Source organism: Allobosea sp. FW305-C-101 (assembly GCF_058783685.1).
In genome coordinates this window covers 923,870-940,462 of sequence record NZ_JBYSYT010000002.1, presented here as the reverse complement: position 1 = coordinate 940,462, position 16,593 = coordinate 923,870, and the positions used below count along the sequence as shown (strand labels likewise).

General features: G+C 68.4%; 18 protein-coding genes. 7 read left to right on the top strand and 11 right to left on the bottom strand.

What is annotated here, in order from left to right:
- Position 1 precedes the first annotated feature (1 nt).
- Entirely contained in the window at positions 2 to 1,126 is a 1,125-nt protein-coding gene (gene proB, locus AC3WMA_RS11950; RefSeq protein ID WP_492285572.1) for a glutamate 5-kinase, read from the bottom strand.
- A 342-nt stretch (positions 1,127 to 1,468) separates the two neighbouring features.
- On the opposite strand from proB, the gene AC3WMA_RS11945 reads away from it, so the two are divergent.
- The 6 genes from AC3WMA_RS11945 to AC3WMA_RS11920 all read left to right on the top strand — a co-directional run bounded on the left by AC3WMA_RS11945 (position 1,469) and on the right by AC3WMA_RS11920 (position 6,800).
- Positions 1,469 to 1,843 carry a DUF6481 family protein gene (locus tag AC3WMA_RS11945; protein ID WP_199092391.1) on the top strand — a complete coding sequence of 125 codons (375 nt, stop codon included), beginning with the start codon at positions 1,469 to 1,471 and terminating at the stop codon, positions 1,841 to 1,843.
- Positions 1,844 to 2,094: 251 nt separating this feature from the next.
- Entirely contained in the window at positions 2,095 to 2,655 is a 561-nt protein-coding gene (locus AC3WMA_RS11940) for a sigma-70 family RNA polymerase sigma factor (protein WP_257734052.1), read from the top strand.
- A gap of 48 nt (positions 2,656 to 2,703) precedes the next feature.
- Positions 2,704 to 3,396, top strand: a complete 693-nt coding sequence (locus AC3WMA_RS11935; protein WP_492285571.1) for a hypothetical protein — start codon at positions 2,704 to 2,706, stop codon at positions 3,394 to 3,396.
- 61 nt (positions 3,397 to 3,457) lie between these two features.
- Complete coding sequence (locus tag AC3WMA_RS11930; protein ID WP_492285570.1) at positions 3,458 to 4,942, top strand: S8 family serine peptidase; 1,485 nt, start codon at positions 3,458 to 3,460, stop codon at positions 4,940 to 4,942.
- A gap of 47 nt (positions 4,943 to 4,989) precedes the next feature.
- Positions 4,990 to 6,144 (top strand): glycosyltransferase, encoded by a 1,155-nt coding sequence (locus AC3WMA_RS11925; RefSeq protein WP_492285569.1) that lies wholly within the window; start codon positions 4,990 to 4,992, stop codon positions 6,142 to 6,144.
- Positions 6,141 to 6,800, top strand: coding sequence for a class I SAM-dependent methyltransferase (locus tag AC3WMA_RS11920; protein WP_492285568.1), 660 nt, complete (start codon positions 6,141 to 6,143; stop codon positions 6,798 to 6,800). Before AC3WMA_RS11925 ends, AC3WMA_RS11920 begins: the two co-directional genes overlap by 4 nt.
- Before the next feature lie 162 nt (positions 6,801 to 6,962).
- On the opposite strand, the gene AC3WMA_RS11915 is transcribed toward AC3WMA_RS11920, so the two are convergent.
- Both AC3WMA_RS11915 and AC3WMA_RS11910 read right to left on the bottom strand, forming a co-directional pair.
- The gene (locus AC3WMA_RS11915) at positions 6,963 to 8,480 is read right to left on the bottom strand and encodes a methyl-accepting chemotaxis protein (RefSeq protein ID WP_492285567.1); all 1,518 of its coding nucleotides are present in this window, start codon (positions 8,478 to 8,480) and stop codon (positions 6,963 to 6,965) included.
- A gap of 197 nt (positions 8,481 to 8,677) precedes the next feature.
- A complete protein-coding gene (locus tag AC3WMA_RS11910; RefSeq protein WP_492285566.1) occupies positions 8,678 to 9,301 on the bottom strand; it encodes an LbetaH domain-containing protein in 624 nt (207 codons plus the stop codon).
- Here AC3WMA_RS11910 and phnN point away from each other — a divergent pair.
- Complete coding sequence (phnN, locus tag AC3WMA_RS11905; RefSeq protein WP_492285565.1) at positions 9,300 to 9,899, top strand: phosphonate metabolism protein/1,5-bisphosphokinase (PRPP-forming) PhnN; 600 nt, start codon at positions 9,300 to 9,302, stop codon at positions 9,897 to 9,899. The two genes, AC3WMA_RS11910 and phnN, sit on opposite strands and share 2 nt — an antisense overlap.
- On the opposite strand, the gene AC3WMA_RS11900 is transcribed toward phnN, so the two are convergent.
- The 8 genes from AC3WMA_RS11900 to phnG form a co-directional block, all read right to left on the bottom strand.
- Positions 9,896 to 10,591 carry a DUF1045 domain-containing protein gene (locus AC3WMA_RS11900; protein WP_492285564.1) on the bottom strand — a complete coding sequence of 232 codons (696 nt, stop codon included), beginning with the start codon at positions 10,589 to 10,591 and terminating at the stop codon, positions 9,896 to 9,898. The two genes, phnN and AC3WMA_RS11900, sit on opposite strands and share 4 nt — an antisense overlap.
- Complete coding sequence (locus AC3WMA_RS11895) at positions 10,588 to 11,727, bottom strand: alpha-D-ribose 1-methylphosphonate 5-triphosphate diphosphatase (RefSeq protein WP_492285563.1); 1,140 nt, start codon at positions 11,725 to 11,727, stop codon at positions 10,588 to 10,590. The genes AC3WMA_RS11900 and AC3WMA_RS11895 overlap by 4 nt, the downstream gene beginning before the upstream one ends.
- A gap of 2 nt (positions 11,728 to 11,729) precedes the next feature.
- Positions 11,730 to 12,425, bottom strand: a complete 696-nt coding sequence (phnL, locus tag AC3WMA_RS11890; RefSeq protein WP_492285562.1) for a phosphonate C-P lyase system protein PhnL — start codon at positions 12,423 to 12,425, stop codon at positions 11,730 to 11,732.
- Between the two features lie 162 nt (positions 12,426 to 12,587).
- Positions 12,588 to 13,394, bottom strand: coding sequence for a phosphonate C-P lyase system protein PhnK (gene phnK / locus AC3WMA_RS11885; RefSeq protein ID WP_492285561.1), 807 nt, complete (start codon positions 13,392 to 13,394; stop codon positions 12,588 to 12,590).
- Complete coding sequence (locus AC3WMA_RS11880) at positions 13,391 to 14,314, bottom strand: alpha-D-ribose 1-methylphosphonate 5-phosphate C-P-lyase PhnJ (protein WP_492285560.1); 924 nt, start codon at positions 14,312 to 14,314, stop codon at positions 13,391 to 13,393. Before AC3WMA_RS11880 ends, phnK begins: the two co-directional genes overlap by 4 nt.
- A complete protein-coding gene (locus AC3WMA_RS11875) occupies positions 14,311 to 15,495 on the bottom strand; it encodes a carbon-phosphorus lyase complex subunit (RefSeq protein ID WP_492285559.1) in 1,185 nt (394 codons plus the stop codon). Before AC3WMA_RS11875 ends, AC3WMA_RS11880 begins: the two co-directional genes overlap by 4 nt.
- The gene (phnH, locus tag AC3WMA_RS11870; RefSeq protein ID WP_492285558.1) at positions 15,495 to 16,097 is read right to left on the bottom strand and encodes a phosphonate C-P lyase system protein PhnH; all 603 of its coding nucleotides are present in this window, start codon (positions 16,095 to 16,097) and stop codon (positions 15,495 to 15,497) included. Before phnH ends, AC3WMA_RS11875 begins: the two co-directional genes overlap by 1 nt.
- Complete coding sequence (gene phnG, locus AC3WMA_RS11865; protein ID WP_492285557.1) at positions 16,097 to 16,528, bottom strand: phosphonate C-P lyase system protein PhnG; 432 nt, start codon at positions 16,526 to 16,528, stop codon at positions 16,097 to 16,099. Before phnG ends, phnH begins: the two co-directional genes overlap by 1 nt.
- Between the last annotated feature and the right edge of the window lie 65 nt (positions 16,529 to 16,593).

Here is a 16,593-nt window from a genome sequence, read left to right as displayed (position 1 = left end):
CTTAGCCCAGCCCGAGCGCCATGTCGTCCCGGTGGATCATCTCGGCGCGGCCGGGATAGCCGAGCACGGTCTCGATATCGCGCGAGGCCTTGCCGAGCACCAACGCGGCTTCCGAGGCGTCATAGGCGACGAGGCCGCGGCCGAGCAATTGCCCCTCGGGATCGCGGATCAGCACGGCATCGCCGCGCGCGAACTCGCCCTCGATCCGGGTGACGCCGACCGGGAGCAGGCTCGCGCCGCCACGCAGCGCGCGGGCCGCGCCGGCATCGAGATGCAAGGTGCCGCGCGGCTCCAGCGAGCCGGCGATCCAGGTCTTGCGGGCGGTGGCGGGCGTCGAGGCCGTGAGGAACCAGGTGCAGCGGCCGCCCTCGGCGACGCTGGCCAGCGGGTTCTTGGCCCGCCCGTCGGCGATCAGCATATGGGTGCCGCCGGCCGCCGCGATCTTGCCGGCCTCGATCTTGGTGCGCATGCCGCCGCGCGAGAGCTCGGAAGCCGCGCCGCCGGCCATGGCGTCGATCTCGGGCGTGATGCGCTCGACGACGGGGATATGCCGCGCGCTCGGATCCTTGGCGGGCGGGGCCGTATAGAGCCCGTCGATGTCGGAGAACAGCACCAGGAGGTCGGCGCCGGCCATGGTCGCGACCCGCGCCGCGAGCCGGTCGTTGTCGCCATAGCGGATCTCGGTGGTGGCGACGGTGTCGTTCTCGTTGATGACGGGGATGGCGCGCAGATCGAGCAGGCGGCCGAGCGTCGCGCGCGCGTTGAGATAGCGGCGGCGCTGCTCGGTATCGGCCAGGGTCAGCAGCACCTGCCCGGCAGTGAGGCCATGGGCGCCGAGCGCCTCGGCCCAGTTGCGGGCGAGCGCGATCTGGCCGACGGCGGCGGCGGCCTGACTCTCCTCCAGCCGCAAGGGGCCGGAGGGCAGGCCGAGCACGGTGCGCCCGAGCGCGATCGCGCCGGAGGAGACGACGAGCACGTCGGCACCACGCTGGTGGAGGTCAGCGAGATCCTCGGCCAGCGCCGCGAGCCAGGCATGGCGCAGGCGGCCGCGGCTGCGGTCGACCAGCAGGCTGGAGCCGACCTTGACGACGATGCGGCGGAAATCGGAGAGCTGAGGCGTCTTCACGGGAGCACGACGTTGTTGCTGCAGTCGCCCTGCCTTTGGGGAAAATGCCGCGCTTGTAAAGCATAGAGCTGCTTTTCTGGCGCCAAAGCCGTCCGCCATGGGCCGTTTGCATTGACAGGGGAGGGCGGGCCGCCCATATGCAGGACCCGGCCCGCCCGCCTGATGGGTGCCGATCCTGCCGTTCTCATGCGTTTTTAGCGTGCAGTATGCAGGACCTGCCGCCCGATAAGCGCTGGAAGCGGGGCTGCCGCGCGTCGATTTCGATACCAATCCGACCGGATCTGGATTATCTCGCCCGCGCAGGCCGATGAACGCCCGTAACAACCCGAGAGAAGATCACCCTTGAAGAACCCGAACGACCGCAGCTTTACCGACCGCCAGTCCAATTCCGCCAATGCCAAGAAGGCGCTGCTCGAGCGTTTCCAGGCCCGGCCGAAGGCCGACGACCCGGTAATGGTGCAGCGACGCGAAGAGCGGGAAGCCATCGCCCAGGCTCGCGCCGAGCGCGAAGCCGAGAAGGCGAAGATCCGGGCCGAGAAAGAGCGCCTGGAAGCGATCGAGCGTGCGCGCATCGAGGAAGAGAAGCGCCAGGAAGAGATCGCCCGCGAAGCCGCCCGCAAGGCCGAGCAGGCCAAGCGCGATGCCGAGCGTCCGCGCAAGGTGCTGCTGGAAGCCGTGCAGTACATGCAGATGCGCACGGCCGGCAAACGCCGCTGACGCCGGGAATTCCCGCATAGCGATGAATGCGATTTGGGGCGCCGCGAGCGCCCCTTTTCATATCTGCTTAACCGCGTTGGCAACGCCCGCCCCGCGCCATGTCTGCTTTTGGGGCAAAAAACTCCTATCCGATCCGCGCCGGCCTATCGGCAAATCCGCGCATGCAGATTAATGTGCGCGCCGGGTTGAACCTTTTCCCCGCTCGCCGCGACAACCGAATGCGAGCCGGGATGCCTGGCCTTCGAGGGGCAATGCATACGGAATCGGACGAGGATCTCGTCAAACGGATCGCCTCTGGTGACCGGCTCGCGATGAAGGTGCTGTTTTCGCGGCACCAGGTGCGGGTCTACCGTTTCGTGCTGCGGCTCGTCCGCGACGAGACGCTTGCCGAGGATGTGATCAGTGACGTGTTCATGGATCTGTGGCGACAGGCGGATCGGTTCGAGGCTCGCGCCTCGGTCTCGACCTGGCTGCTCGCCATTGCCCGGAACAAGGCCTGGTCGCTGCTGCGCAAGCGCCGCGATGCCGAGCTGGACGAGGATTATGCCGAAAGCCTCGAGGACGATGCAGACGGCCCCGAGATCGTGCTGCAGAAGCAGGACAAGGGTCTCGCCATTCGCGCCTGTCTCGAACGCCTTTCGGCCGAGCATCGCGAGGTCATCGACCTCGTCTATTACCACGAGACCTCCGTCGAGGAGGTCGCGCGGATCGTCGGTATTCCCGAGAATACCGTCAAGACCCGGCTTTTCCACGCCCGCAAGAAGCTGGGCGAAATGCTCAAGGCAGCCGGCATCGACCGCGGCTGGCCGTAGGGTTTCCGTTTTCATGAAGTGCGGCCCCGCCGCCCAGGGAGTGGCGTGATGAACGACAGCATCGCCAGCGATCCGAAGCGCCGCGAGCTCGAGGAGCTGCTGCCCTTCTACGCCAACGGCCGGATCTCCGACGCCGACAAGCGCCGCATCGAGACCGCGCTCGCCGCTGATGACGAGCTTGCGGCCCGGCTCGACCTCATCCGCGACGACATGGCCGAGACGGTCCTGCTCAACGAGAGCCTCGGTGCTCCCTCCCACAACGCGCTCGAAAAGCTGATGGCCGGGATCGAGGCCGAGGCCCGCCCGGTGCCTCTTCTAGCCCGTGCCCAGGAGAGCAGCCGTGGCTTTCTCGGTTGGCTCGGCGGGCTGCTGGCCGCGCAGTCGCCGCGCCGTCTCGCCTATGCCAGCGCGGCGGCGATCGCGCTGATCGCATTGCAGGGCGTCGCGATCACCGGGCTTGCGCTGCGCGATGGCGGCCCCGGCTTCCAGACCGCCTCGGCTCCCGGCGCGCGGCCGTCGGAAAGTTATGTGCTGCTGAGTTTCTCGCCCGAGGCGAGGGCCGGCGAGATCGCCTCCTTCTTCAAGCGCTTCGACGCTTCGGTGGTCGACGGCCCGCGCGCCAACGGCTTCTTCAAGGTGCGCGTCGGCGACGCCTCGCTCTCCTCCGCCCAGATCGATGCGATCGCGGCGCGGATGAAGGGCGAGAGCGCCATCGTCAGCTTCGTCGCGCCGGCGCCGTGATCCGGCTGGCGCGGTTGCAGGGCGCCATGGCATGATGTCGTCGTCGCAGGAGGGTCAGGCCATGCTGCCGTCCCCGTTCGCTCGCCGGAATTCATCGGTTCGGTGCCTCGCTGGCGCCGGCTTCCTCGCATGCGTGCTGGCGCTCGTGCCAGGGCTCGTGCTCGCCCAGCCTGCGGGCGGGACGGGCGACGGCAAGCGCATTGCGCCGACGACGAGCCCGCAGCAGCCGGGCATGGGCCAGTCGGGGACCCGTGGGGTGCAGGTGCCGCCGGGCTCCTGGCTGCAGCCGCGGGCCCAGCGCAGCATCGTTCCGGCGCCTAGCGAGAACCGCTTCGTGCCCGACGAGGTGCTGTTCGAGCTCGCGCCCAATGTCGAGGCTGAAGCCGTGCTGCGCCGCTATGGCGCGACGCTGATCGCGCGCCAGCGCTTCGATCTCGCCGGCGTCACCATCATCCGGGCCAAGCTCGAGGCAGGGCGCGACCTGCGCGCCGTGCTCACCGAGATGGGCGACGACACCAATATCGCCGGGGCGCAGCCGAACTTCCTGTTCGAATTGCAGCAGGATTCGCTCTCCGGAGCCGGCACGCCACCGGGCGCGGCCACTGCCTCCTCGGACGCGAGCACGCCTGCGCCAACGCAGGGCCTGCGCTTGGCCGATCCCACGACCGCGGCGCGGGGCAACGCGGCGGTGCGGCGCATCCTGCCGCCGCAATATGTGGTCGACAAGCTGCGCCTGAGCGAAGCGCGCAAGCTCGCGCAGGGACGCAATGTCCGGGTCGGCCTGATCGATTCCGGCGTCGACATGGAGCACCCGGAAATTCGGGGCTCCGTGCTCGGCTATCTCGACGCGATCGACGGGCTGGCGACGCCGCATGCGCATGGCACCTCGATGGCGACGGCCATCGTCGCCCATGGCGAGTTGCAAGGCGTTGCGCCTGCGGCGCGCCTCATCGTGGCCCGTGCCTTCGGTGGCCCGCAGGCGGCCTCGGCCAACGGCAAGTCGTTCCAGATCCTGACCGCGCTCGAATGGATCGTCCAGCAGCGCGCCAAGGTGGTCAATCTCAGCTTCGCCGGCCCGCAGGATCGTCTGCTGTCGAAGGCGCTGGCCGGTGCGAAGGAGCGCGGCGTGATCACCGTCGCGGCCGCCGGCAATGGCGGCGCCCGGTCGGCACCGCTCTATCCCGGCGCCGACCCGAGCGTGATCGCGGTGACGGCGACCGATGCCGAGGACAAGGTCTTCGGCGACGCCAATCGCGGTGCTTACGTCGCGATCGCCGCGCCGGGCGTCGACGTGCTGACGGCGGAACCGGGCGGACGCTACGCCTTCACCTCCGGCACCTCGATCGCCGCGGCCCATGTCACGGCGCTGGTCGCGCTCCTGCTCGAAAAGCAGCCGGAACTCGATACGGACAGCGCCCGCCGGGTGCTTGCCGAGAGCGCGACCGATCTCGGTTCGCGGGGGCGCGACCCGGTCTATGGCGCCGGCCGGATCGATCCGCCGACGGCGCTCGCCCGCGTGCTGCCGGTCGCGACCGCGCGGCCCTGAGGCGCAAGCAGGCTTGACCTTCTTTGCCGCATCGGCCTGATGGCGCGATGCCGCGCCCGAAACTCCTTTTCGTCGCCACCGAGGACTGGTTCTTCGCCTCGCATTTCCTGCCGATGGCGCGGGCTGCGCGCGAACTCGGTTTCGACGTCGCGGTGATCGCGCGCGAACGCAACCATCGGCGCGTGATCGAGGCGACCGGCGCCCGGCTGATCGGGCTGGAGGCGGAGCGGCGCAGCCTCGATCCACGCGCGCTGTTCAAGCAGGTTACGGCGCTGAAGCGCCTGATCGCGGCGGAAAAGCCCGATATCCTGCATTGCATCGCGCTGAAGCCGATCGCGCTCGCCGGGCTTGCCGGCAAGCTCGCCGGTGTCGACCGGCGGGTCTATGCCCTGACGGGGCTCGGCTTCCTCGGTGCGAAGCAGGGCGCACTCGCGGCGATGGCCCGCTTCGCGGCGATCACCTGGCTGCGCGGCGCCATCGATGGGCCCCAGGTGCGCTTCCTGTTCGAGAACCCGGACGATCCGGTGACGCTCGGGCTCGATCCGCAGGATGCGAGCAAGGTCGCGATCGTCGGCGGTGCGGGCGTCGACCCGCTGATCCTGATGCCCTCGCCGACGCCGCCGGCCCCGCCGCTCAAGGTCGCGCTGGTCGCGCGCATGCTCTGGTCGAAGGGCGTCGATCTTGCGGTCGAGGCGGTAAGATTGGCGCGGGCCGAGGGGGCGAAGGTCACGCTCACCATCCATGGCGCGCCCGATCCGTCCAATCCGAAAGCCATACCGGAGGCGACGCTGAAGGAATGGGCGGCGCGGCCGGGGATCGAATGGGCCGGGCCGACGCGCGATATCGAGGGCGTCTGGAAGGCGCATCATCTCTGCATCCTGCCCTCGCGGGGCGGCGAGGGGCTGCCGCGGACGATCCTGGAGGCGGCGTCCTGCGGCCGGGCGATCCTGACGACCGACGTGCCGGGTTGCCGCAGCTTCGTCCGCGATGGACAGGACGGCATGGTGGTTCCGGCCGACGATGCCGCGGCACTGGCCAGGGCGCTGGTTGCCTTGGCGGGCGCCCCGCGCCTCGCGGAGCGCATGGGCGAGAGCGCCCGCGCCCGCCTGCTCGACGGACATACCGAACGCGATGTGATGAATGGCGTGAAGGCGCTCTATCTTGGCCTGCTCGGCCGTGCTGCGCCGGAGACCGTGGCATGAGCGGCGAGGCCGTGCTCGATCGCGAAGCCTTCATCCGCGCCCATACGAGGTTGTTGCCGGTACCGCATGCGCCGGAGGTCGCTCTGCGTGTCGCCGAGGAGGCGACGGAGCTCTGGCAGAAGACCGAGGACGAACTCGCCGTGATCGGCCTGCCGCCGCCGTTCTGGGCCTTTGCCTGGGCCGGTGGGCAGGCCCTGGCGCGCTATCTGCTGGACAATCCCCAGATCATCGCCGGGCGGCGGATGCTGGATTTCGCCTCGGGCTCGGGCCTCGTCGCGATCGCGGCGGCCAAGGCGGGAGCCGGGCCGGTCGATGCCTGCGATATCGATGCTTTCGCGGCCGCGGCAATCGCCATCAATGCGGCCGCCAATGGTGTCGCGGTGACGCCGCGCTGCGATGACCTGATCGGCCGGGACGAAGGCTGGGATGTCATCTGCGCCGGGGATGTCTGCTACGAGCGCGAGATGGCGGAGCGCGTGATCGACTGGCTGTCAGGGTTGTCGGCGCGCGGGGCGACGGTGCTGATCGGCGACCCCGGCCGCAGCTATCTGCCACGCGAAAGGCTGGAAGCGCTCGCGACCTACGAGGTGCCGGTGACGCGCGCGCTGGAGGATGCCGAGATCAAGCGCAGCTCGGTCTGGCGGCTCGCCCGGTAGGTTTGCGAACCGGGACCTGCTCCCTCTCCCCCTGCGGGAGAGGGTTGGGGTGAGGGGTCGCGCGACGCTGATCGTAAGTCGGTCGCCAATTTCCCAAGTCCTACGCGACCCCTCATCCGGCCCTTCGGGCCACCTTCTCCCGCAAGGGGAGAAGGAAAGGCCTCAGGCCGCGCGCCGCCGGGCCGCGGCAACGCTGCTGATCGCGCCGCCCTGTTCGGTCCGGAAGGCCGAGACCAGCCGGTTGAGCTGATCGATCTGGTCGAGCAGGACCTTCGCCGAAGCGGCGCTTTCCTCGGCCAGCGCCGCGTTCTGCTGGGTGATCTCGTCCATATGGCTGACGGTCTGACTCATCTCGTCGATGCCATTGGCCTGCTCGCTGGAGGCCGAGGCGATCTCCTCGACCGTGCTGGAGACCTTTGCGGAGGCCGCAACGATCTGGTCCAGCGTCTCGCCGGCCTGACGGACGAGCTTGACGCCCTCGGCGACCTCGGCGTCCGAGGACGAGATCAGGCCGGTGATGTCCTTGGCGGCGCCTGCCGAGCGCTGGGCCAGCGCCCGGACCTCGGCGGCGACGACGGCGAAGCCGCGCCCGGCATCGCCGGCACGGGCCGCTTCGACGGCGGCGTTGAGCGCCAGCAGGTTGGTCTGGAAAGCGATGCCGTCGATCACATCGGTGATCTCCGAGATGCGCTTCGAGGCGCCCTCGATGCGGGCCATCGCCTCGACGGCTTCGCGGACGATATCGCCGCCGGTGCGCGCCACATTGGCGGCCTCATCGGCCAGCGAGACGGATTCGCGCGAGGCCTGGGTCGAGGTCTTGACCGAGGCTGCGAGCTGCTCGGTCGTCGCCGCGCTCTCCTCAAGGGCCGAGGCCTGTTGCTCGGTGCGCATCGACAGGTCCTGCGCACCGGTGCTGATCTCCTGCGAGGAGGAGGCGATCGCGGCCGAGGTCGCCTTGATCGTGCCGACCATCTCCTGGAGACGCGCCATCGCGCCGTTGAAATGATCACGGATCTCGGAATATTCGGCCGGGATCTCGGCGCTCATGCGATAGGTCAGGTCGCCGTCGGCGAGCGCGGCCATGCTCTGGCTGACGCAGGCGATGGCCTGGTCGCGCTCGGCCGCCTTGGCCTGCTCGATGGCGCGAGCCTCGGCCTCGGCCTTCAGCCGGGCCTCCTCGGAGGCTTCGAGATAGACGGTGATGGCGTAGTCCATGTCGAGCATCGCCGCCTTGACGATGGCCGCGATCTCGGCCGAGCGCTCGGCGCAGCCGGGCATGCGCTTGCCCAGCGCGTTCTTCGGCCAGCGGGCTTCCAGCACACCGGCGAGCAGCTTCTCAATGATCAGGGCATAGCCGCCGATATACCAGCGCGGCTCCAGGCCGATGCGGGCATGGACCTTGCCGACCTGGGTGACGGCGCCGATGTAGTTCTCGTCGAACTTGCCGGTGGCGATACCGCCCCAATGTCTGGCCTGGCGCTGCTTGGCGCCTTCGATGTGCTGTTCGTTGCTGAAGAACGCCTTCGTTTCCGGGAAGGCGCGCAATTGCGCGTAGAAGGCGTCGAGTGCGCCCGGAATGGACGAACCCAGGGCGTCGCCGACGTCGCGGATGCGCGCCTGCGCCTCCGGGCCGAGCTGCATGAAGGCAAGCCGCTTGCCGAGATGATCCATTGCCGTCATCAGGAGGTCCCCAGCCTCGGGCGGAACCGTTCCCGCCGGAGGCCGACCATGGCCCAGCAAGGTTAACAACCTATGAGCGCATGTCTTGATCTGGGTCAATTTCTACATAAGCGGCGTGTGCTATCCTATGGTAGGGTCGAGGCGATGCCGTCGTGGGGTAAGAAAATCCCTGCGATCATAATGAAGTAAGCCGGATTCTAGCTGGCTTCATGCCGCTCCAGGAAATCCTCCACGGAGAGGTGCCGGAAATCGTCCAGGGCGGCCCGCAGCCGGGCATGGTCCCAGTCCCACCAGGCGAGGTCCTGCAATCTTTCCGCGATATTCTCGGCGAATCGGCGGCGTACTGGCCTGGCGGGATTGCCGGCGACGATGGTGTAGGGCGCGACGTCCTTTGTAACGACGGCGCCGCCCGCGACTACCGCACCGGTGCCGATCGAGCGGCCGGCGAGGACGATCGCGCCATGGCCGATCCAGACATCGTGGCCGATCGTCACCGCATGTGCGCGGCGCCAGTCGAAGAAGGCCTCGTCATCATCGGCATCGTCGAAATAGGCGGCGGCGCGATAGGTGAAATGCGACTGGCTGGCGCGATGCATCGGGTGGTTGCCGGGATTGATCCGGGTCATCGCAGCGATCGAGCAGAACTTGCCGATTGTCGTGTAAATGACATTCGCGTCGTTCACGACATAGGAGTAGTCACCCATCGTCGACTCGGCGAAGCTGGTGCGCGCCCCGATCGCGGTGTAGCGGCCGAGCGTCGCCTGCCTCACCTGGGCGGTCGGGTCGATCAGCGGTTCGAGTCCCAGTTTCTTCGCGGCCATGTCCTCATCCTCTCCTGATATCGCGATCCCTGCCGTGCAGACGGGCGTGCTCGTTTTCGTGGTCGGTCCCTCCGGAGCGGGGAAGGACACGCTGATGGAGGCGGCGCGGGCCGAGCTCGCGACCGATCCGCGCTATCGCTTCGCCCGCCGCCTGATCACCCGGCCGGCCATGGCGGGGGCCGAGGACCATGATTCCTGCGACGAGGCGGGCTTTCGCGCGATCGAAGCGAATGGCGATCTCGCCCTGAGCTGGCAGGCGCATGGGCTGCGCTATGGCATCCCGGCGGCTGAGCTTGCCGGCATCGGTGCGGGCGGCGTGGTGATCGTCAATGTCTCGCGTGCTGCGATCGCTGTGGCCGAGCGACTGGCGGAGCGTGTCGTGGTGCTCAACATCACCGCGCCGGTCGCGGTCCTGGCGCAGCGGCTGGCGGCGCGCGGACGCGAGACCGAGGCCGATATCGCGGCGCGGCTGAAGCGCGAGGCGCCCCTGAGGGCCGAGCGCGCCGAGATCGTCATGATCATGAACGACCGTAGCGTTGCCGAGGCGGCGGCGGAGCTGCTGGCCGTCCTGCGCGCGCTCGGCCGGCATAAGTCCTAACCGAAGGAATAGGAATCGAGCAGGCGGAAGCGGCCGGCGCGGTCGTCCTGCCTGAACAGCGCGAAGCGGTCGATCCTGACCGGGCCGGCTGGAAGCGCCGCCGTATAGGCCGTGTCGAGTGCCTGCTTCACGGGGCCCATCTGCTCGCCGGGCAGGGAACCGGTCAGCGTCATGTGGAAGCGGAAGGCGTCACCGACATAGGGGTAGCCATAGGCTTCGAGATAGGCGTGCTGCGCCGGGGTCAGCGGGCTTTTCAGGCGCCGTGCCTTATCCGCGTCCGAGAGCGGCGCGCGGAAGAGTTCGAAAGCCTGCACGGCTGCGAAGGCGAAGCGCTGCAGAGCCTCGCTCGGCTCGGAGGGGGTCAACGCCACGAAGGAGCCGAGCGCGGTGACGCTCAAGCCCGCCAGTTCCACGGCGTCGAGCCCGGCGGCATGATTGCGGGCGAAGGCGCGCAACTGCTCCTCGCTGCGGCCGTCGGCGAGCTCGAAGGGCGCCTTCAGCGTGGCGTGGAAGCCGTAGCGGCGCGGCTCCTCGGTGAAGGCAGGCCAAAGGGCCGGATCGCATCCCGGCGGAACCGCGAAAGGCAAATCCTCAGCCGTGAGTGCGTCATAGCCGAGCGTCGCGCTGCCGAAGCGCCAGAGCGCGCTCTCGGCAGCGGGGGCGTAATAGACGGCGTAGCGCGGCTTGCTCAAAATGCGCGCTCGCCCTGCGACCAGACGGCGGCGATGACGGGTGTCGCACCCAGCACCTTGAAGCGCACGAGATCGGCGCGCAGGCCCGTCTTGAGATGGCCGCGATCCCCGAGACCGAGGATGTCGGCGACCTTCCAGGTCACCATGCCCATGGCTTCAGGTAGCGCGATGCCATGGTCGGCATTGAGCTTGACCACGGCCTGGAGCAGGCTCGCCGGCACGTAATCCGAGGAGAGCCCGTCCAGCAAGCCCTTCTCGGCGAGCTCGGAGACCGAGACGCCGCCCGAATGCGAGCCGCCGCGCACGACATTCGGCGCACCGGCGACCGTCGCGAGGCCGTGCTGCTTGGCCGCGGCGGCGGCCTCGACCGTGGTCGGGAATTCCGAGATCACCGCGCCCGAGGCCACGCCTTCCTCGACATGTTCGGGAATCGTGTCGTCATGGGTCGCGAGCGGGATGCCGCGCGCGCGGAAGATGTCGACCACGGCCTGCCAGTTCTTCGCGACATTGGCGGCGCCTTCGCGCTGGCGGACCTCGACGTCCTCCTCGAACTCCGCGACCGTCTTGCCGTTGCCGACGGCATAGGTCTTGAGATGCTGGAGATCGCGCCACTGGCGCTGGCCGGGCGTGTGGTCCATCAGAGAGACGAGCTGGACGAGCGCGTCGTCCTGATAGGGCGCGATGTCTTCCAACAGCTGCGGGCTTGTCAGCTCGCAGCGCATGTGGATGCGGTGGTCGATGCGGAAGACGTTCTCGCTCTTGCCATAGGCAAGCGACTTCATCACGTCGGCGAAGATGTCCTTGCGGTAATCCTTGGCCGAGAAGGGCGTGCCGGCGCAGACCGCGTCATAGACGGTGGTGACGCCGGCCGCCGCCATCTGGGCGTCATGGACGAGCGCCGCCGCGAGCCCGTTCGGCCAGAAGACCTTCGGGCGCGGCATGAAATGCTTTTCCATGTTGTCGGTGTGCATCTCGACGAGGCCGGGCGCGACATAGTCGCCGCCGACATCGATGGCGCCGGGCAGGGACGACTTGCCCTGGTCGACCGCAGCGATGCCATTCGCGTCGAAAGCGATGGTGCCGGTGACGACCTCGTTCTCGAGGATCAGCTTGGCATTGGTGAGAACGGTCTGCATCGTCAGGCCTTCCGGAAAGCGGTGATGTCGAGATAGCGCGTCGCGACGCGTTCGCGAACCGCCTCGTCATGGAAAATGCCGACGATGGCGGAGCCGGCGGCGCGCGCCTCGGCGATGAGTTCGACGACGACATCGCGATTGGCTGCGTCGAGCGAGGCGGTCGGCTCGTCGATCAGCATGATCGCGGAGGGGTCGACGAAGGAGCGGGCGATATTCACCCGCTGCTGCTCGCCGCCGGAGAAGGTGGCGGGCGCGAGGTTCCAGAGCCGCTCCGGCAGGTTCAACCGGGCCAGCATGGCCTTGGCGCGCTCGGTCGCGGTCTCCGGCGTGGCGCCGCGCGCGAGCAGCGGGTCGCGGACGATATCGAGTGTCGAGACGCGCGGGATCACGCGCAGGAACTGCGAGACGAAGCCGAGCGTGCGGCGGCGGATGTCGAGCACGGTGCGCGGCACGGCGGCGACGATATCGACCGGGCGGCCGGCATGGGTGACGCGGATCGCGCCTGAAGTCGGCTTGTAATTGCCGTAGAGGATGCGCAGCAGGCTCGACTTGCCGGCGCCGGAGGCACCCGCCAGCACCAGCGCCTCGCCGGAATCGACATGGAAATTGACGTTGTCGAAGACGGGCAAACGCGCTCCGCCCTGATTGTGCAGGGTGAAGGTCTTGGCGACGTTCTCGACCTGAATCATCGTGGTCATGGGGTCAGTGCCTTGCCGATTCGCGGTGACGAGGGTGTGACGGCTGAAGGGCTCGTCATGCTCGGGCTTGCCCCGAGCATCTCTGGCAGGAGAGGCGCTCCTTCCTGCACGAGATTCTCGGGTCTGCGCTGCGCTTCGCCCGAGAATGACGCCCTGCATTCGTCACACACTCAGCACCGCCGAGGTCAGGAGTTGCGTATAGGCGTGATGCGGATCGTCCAACACCTGGTCGGTCAGGCCTTGCTCGACGACGCGGCCATCCTTCATCACCATCAGGCGGTCGGTCAGGAGGCGCGCCACGGCGAGGTCGTGCGTGACGATGATCGCGGCAAGGCCGAGATCGCGCACCAGCACGCGCAGCAGGTCGAGCAGGCGGGCCTGCACGGAAACGTCGAGGCCGCCGGTCGGCTCGTCCATGAAGACGAGGCGGGGTTCCGAGACCAGCACGCGGGCGATCTGGAGGCGCTGCTGCATACCGCCGGAGAACTGGCGAGGGCGGTCGTCGATGCGGGTGCCGGCGATCTCGACGCGGGCGAGCCAGTCGAGCGCGCGCTCGCGGATCTGGCCGTAATGCCGGTCGCCGCGATCCATCAGCCGCTCGCCGACATTGCCGCCGGCGGTGACGTCCATGCGCAGGCCGTCGCGCGGGTTCTGGTGGACGATGCCCCAGGCCGTGCGCATCAGGCGGCGGCGCTCCTGCTCGGAGACCGAGTAGATGTCGAGCGGCTCCGTGCCGCCCCTGAACAGCACCTCGCCCTCGTCGGGCTTGTCGATGCCCGCAAGGCAGCGCAGCAGGGTCGACTTGCCTGAGCCGGATTCGCCGACGATGCCTAGCACCTCGCCCGGCCAGAGATCGAAGGAGACATCGGCGCAGCCGATGCGCTCGCCGTAGAAGCGGCTGACGCCGTCGACGGAGAGCAGGGGGGCGGGTTCGAGCGCAAGCTCGGCCGCGGCGACATGGAGCGTCATGGGGTGGTCTCCTCGACCAGGCCGCTCGCGGCGGCGTCGCCCAGCATCGTGCCGCGATGGCCTTCCGCCCGGCGGGTCTCGCAATAATGGCTGTCGGAGCAGACGAACATGCGCCCGCCCTGGTCGTCGATCACGACCTCGTCGAGATAGCTGTCGTCCGCGCCGCAGAGGCCGCAGGGCTGCGTCCAGCTCTGGATGCGGAAGGGGTGATCCTCGAAATCGAGGCTGCGCACGCTGGTATAGGGCGGCAGCGCATAAATGCGCTTTTCGCGTCCGGCGCCGAAGAGCTGGAGCGCGGGCGACATGTGCATCTTCGGATTGTCGAATTTCGGGATGGGCGAGGGCGCCATCACGTAGCGATCGTTGACCATGACCGGGTAGTCGTAGGTCTTGGTGATCTCGCCATAGCGGGCGATGTCCTCGTAGAGCTTGACCTGCATCAGCCCATACTCGGCCCAGGCATGCATCTTGCGGGTCTCGGCCTCGCGCGGCTCCAGACGGCGCAAGGGTTCAGGCGTCGGCACCTGATAGACCATGACCTGTCCGCTCTTCAGCGGCGCCTCCGGGATGCGGTGGCGGGTCTGGATGATCGTCGCCTCATCCGTCGCCTCGCAGGTGTGGGCGTCGGCGGTGCGCTCGAAAAACTTACGGATCGAGACGGCATTGGTGGTGTCGTCGGCGCCCTGGTCGATCACCTTCAGCGTATCGGCCGGGCCGATGATCGCGGCGGTGATCTGGATGCCGCCGGTGCCCCAGCCGCGGGCCAAGGGCATCTCGCGGGAGCCGAAGGGCACCTGATAGCCGGGCACCGCGACCGCCTTGAGCAAGGCGCGGCGGATCATCCGCTTGGTCTGCTCGTCGAGATACGCATAGTTGTAAGCCGGCTTGGTATCGTCTGCCGGCATCTGATGAATGGTCATTCCGCAGCCTCCGGCATGGCTTCCTCTTCCTGTGCAAGCCGCTCCTCGCGCTCCCTGCGGATGCGGCGGATCAGTTCGAGCTCGCCCTGGAAATCGACATAATGCGGCAGCTTGAGATGCTCGACGAAGCCGGCCGCCTCGACATTGTCGGCGTGGTAGAGGACGAACTCGTCCTGCTGCGCCGGGTAGTTGGCTGCCTCGCCGAAATCGCGGGCCTTGAGGGCGCGGTCGACCAGCGACATCGACATCGCCTTGCGCTCGCTATGGCCGAAGACGAGGCCGTAGCCGCGGGTGAATTGCGGCGGCACCTCTTTCGAGCCCTGGAACTGGTTGACCATCTGGCATTCGGTCAGGGTGACGTCGCCGAGATCGACCGCGAAGCCGAGCTCCTCCGGCACGAACTCGACTGAAACCTCGCCGACGCGAACCTCGCCGACAAAGGGATGGGTGCCGCCGAAACCGCGCTGCACGGAATAGCCGAGGCCGAGCAGGAAGCCCTCGTCGCCACGCGCCATGGATTGCAGGCGCACGTCGCGATCCGCCGGGAAGGAGACGGGATCGCGGGTGAGGTCGAAGGGGCGTGGATCGCCTTCCGGCGGCTCTTCCGCCTCCATCAGGCCTTCGGCGCCGAGAATGTCGGGCACGCGCGGCATGGTGGCGTCGAGGGGGGCTTTCAGACCGTCATGCTCGGGCTTGACCCGAGCATCTCCTGCCGAAGAGGGCTCGCCTTCTTGTCCTGAGATGGCCGGGTCAAGCCCGGCCATGACGGTGGGGGAATCCATCAGGGCGAAATCGAACAGGCGATGGGTGTAGTCATAGGTCGGTCCGAGCACCTGCCCGCCGGGCAGATCCTTGTAGGTGGCCGAGACGCGACGGCGGATCGCCATGGCGGCGGTGTCGAGCGGCTCGGAGGAGCCGAAACGCGGCAGCGTCGTGCGATAGGCGCGCATCAGGAAGGCGGCCTCGATGACGTCGCCCTGCGACTGCTTCAGCGCGAGCGCGGCGAGGTCCTGGTCGTAGAGCGAGCCCTCGTTCATCACGCGGGCGCAGGCCAAAGCCTGCTGCTCGCGGATCTGGGCGACGGAGATTTCCGGCACGGCCGGATCGCCGCGGCGCGCCTCGGCGACGAGGTCATGCGTGGCGAGGATAGCGGCCTCGCCGCCTTTCACTGCGACATACATCAGCGGGCCTCCTGAACTTGCGTCGAGCGCGGCAGGCCGATCAGGCCCTCGCCATGCGCCAGCAGGACATCGACGCCGAGCGGATAGAGCGCGCCGTTCTCGCGCAATTCATCGGTGAAGCCGGGACGCAGGCCCTGCGGCGCGATGCTGCGTGAGCCGGGAATGCCAGGGCCGGCGAGGGCGATGGCGGCGCCGCCTTCGAGGCCTGAAACCTGCACGATCACGGTGGTCGAGCGATCCGGGAACTGGTCCGTGCCAAGGTTGAAGGCAGAGAGCTTGGGCTCATCGGCCGCGCCGTCGATGACCGCGAAGGCGGCCTCGGTGGGATCGTCGACGAGGGCGGCAGCACAATGGAAGCGCAGCCAGGCGCCGGCCGGACCCTTGCGCAGGGCTTCCGGCAACCAGACCGGGGTTTCGTAATCGGCAAGCGTCAGCAAGGCGGTGGCCGTCGCGGTGGCGAGGCCTTCCGGCGGCGTGATTTCGCTCGCGACCTGCTGGAGTGTGCCGGGCTCGGAGAGGGCGGCGAGCAGGGCCCGGAAGGCGGCCTGGGACTGGAAGACCGGGTCGGAGAAGCCGGGAGCGATCATGGTTTCAGCCGGCATCACGAGCCCCTGACCAGCGTGAAGAAATCGACCTTGGTCGCCGCCGCCTTGCGCGAGGCGAGGTCGCGGGTCGCCGCCTGCTGCGCAGCGAGGGTGGCGATGCCCTGATGCAACCCGCTGCCTTCGGCTTCATCCTGCAGGCGGGCGTCGAGCAGGGCGGCGAGCCGTGCCTTCCGGCAGTCGCGGCCGAGCGCATAGGAGAAGCCCATCCGTCCGTTGGAGAGGCGGATGACGCAGCGGGTCACGGTGGCTTCGCCGAGATTGAAGCGGCGTCCGGCGCCGCCGGCGCGGCCCTCGACCATCACGGTGCCGGTCTCCGGCGCCTTGAGCAGGTCATGGACCGGCGGATCGCCGAGCAGGGTTTCGATCTCGCTGCGGGAGGCGCGCGCCAGCGTCGCCATCCAGCTTTGCCTCGGGGTTCTTGGGGTCATCGGCGCGGGCTCGCTGGTCAGTTCCGAATGTCTAGACTATGCTAGGGGAGTTGATGGCAAAGGTC

Bases quoted from the DNA above. Each gene is read 5' to 3' on its own strand.
- AC3WMA_RS11940 (WP_257734052.1), top strand. From the start codon at position 2,095: ATGCATACGGAATCGGACGAGGATCTCGTCAAACGGATCGCCTCTGGT.
- AC3WMA_RS11935 (WP_492285571.1), top strand. From the start codon at position 2,704: ATGAACGACAGCATCGCCAGCGATCCGAAGCGCCGCGAGCTCGAGGAG.
- AC3WMA_RS11930 (WP_492285570.1), top strand. From the start codon at position 3,458: ATGCTGCCGTCCCCGTTCGCTCGCCGGAATTCATCGGTTCGGTGCCTC.
- AC3WMA_RS11925 (WP_492285569.1), top strand. From the start codon at position 4,990: ATGCCGCGCCCGAAACTCCTTTTCGTCGCCACCGAGGACTGGTTCTTC.
- AC3WMA_RS11920 (WP_492285568.1), top strand. From the start codon at position 6,141: ATGAGCGGCGAGGCCGTGCTCGATCGCGAAGCCTTCATCCGCGCCCAT.
- AC3WMA_RS11915 (WP_492285567.1), bottom strand. From the start codon at position 8,480: ATGACGGCAATGGATCATCTCGGCAAGCGGCTTGCCTTCATGCAGCTC.
- phnN (WP_492285565.1), top strand. From the start codon at position 9,300: ATGTCCTCATCCTCTCCTGATATCGCGATCCCTGCCGTGCAGACGGGC.
- AC3WMA_RS11910 (WP_492285566.1), bottom strand. From the start codon at position 9,301: ATGGCCGCGAAGAAACTGGGACTCGAACCGCTGATCGACCCGACCGCC.
- AC3WMA_RS11895 (WP_492285563.1), bottom strand. From the start codon at position 11,727: ATGCAGACCGTTCTCACCAATGCCAAGCTGATCCTCGAGAACGAGGTC.
- phnL (WP_492285562.1), bottom strand. From the start codon at position 12,425: ATGACCACGATGATTCAGGTCGAGAACGTCGCCAAGACCTTCACCCTG.
- phnK (WP_492285561.1), bottom strand. From the start codon at position 13,394: ATGACGCTCCATGTCGCCGCGGCCGAGCTTGCGCTCGAACCCGCCCCC.
- AC3WMA_RS11880 (WP_492285560.1), bottom strand. From the start codon at position 14,314: ATGACCATTCATCAGATGCCGGCAGACGATACCAAGCCGGCTTACAAC.
- AC3WMA_RS11875 (WP_492285559.1), bottom strand. From the start codon at position 15,495: ATGTATGTCGCAGTGAAAGGCGGCGAGGCCGCTATCCTCGCCACGCAT.
- phnH (WP_492285558.1), bottom strand. From the start codon at position 16,097: ATGCCGGCTGAAACCATGATCGCTCCCGGCTTCTCCGACCCGGTCTTC.
- phnG (WP_492285557.1), bottom strand. From the start codon at position 16,528: ATGACCCCAAGAACCCCGAGGCAAAGCTGGATGGCGACGCTGGCGCGC.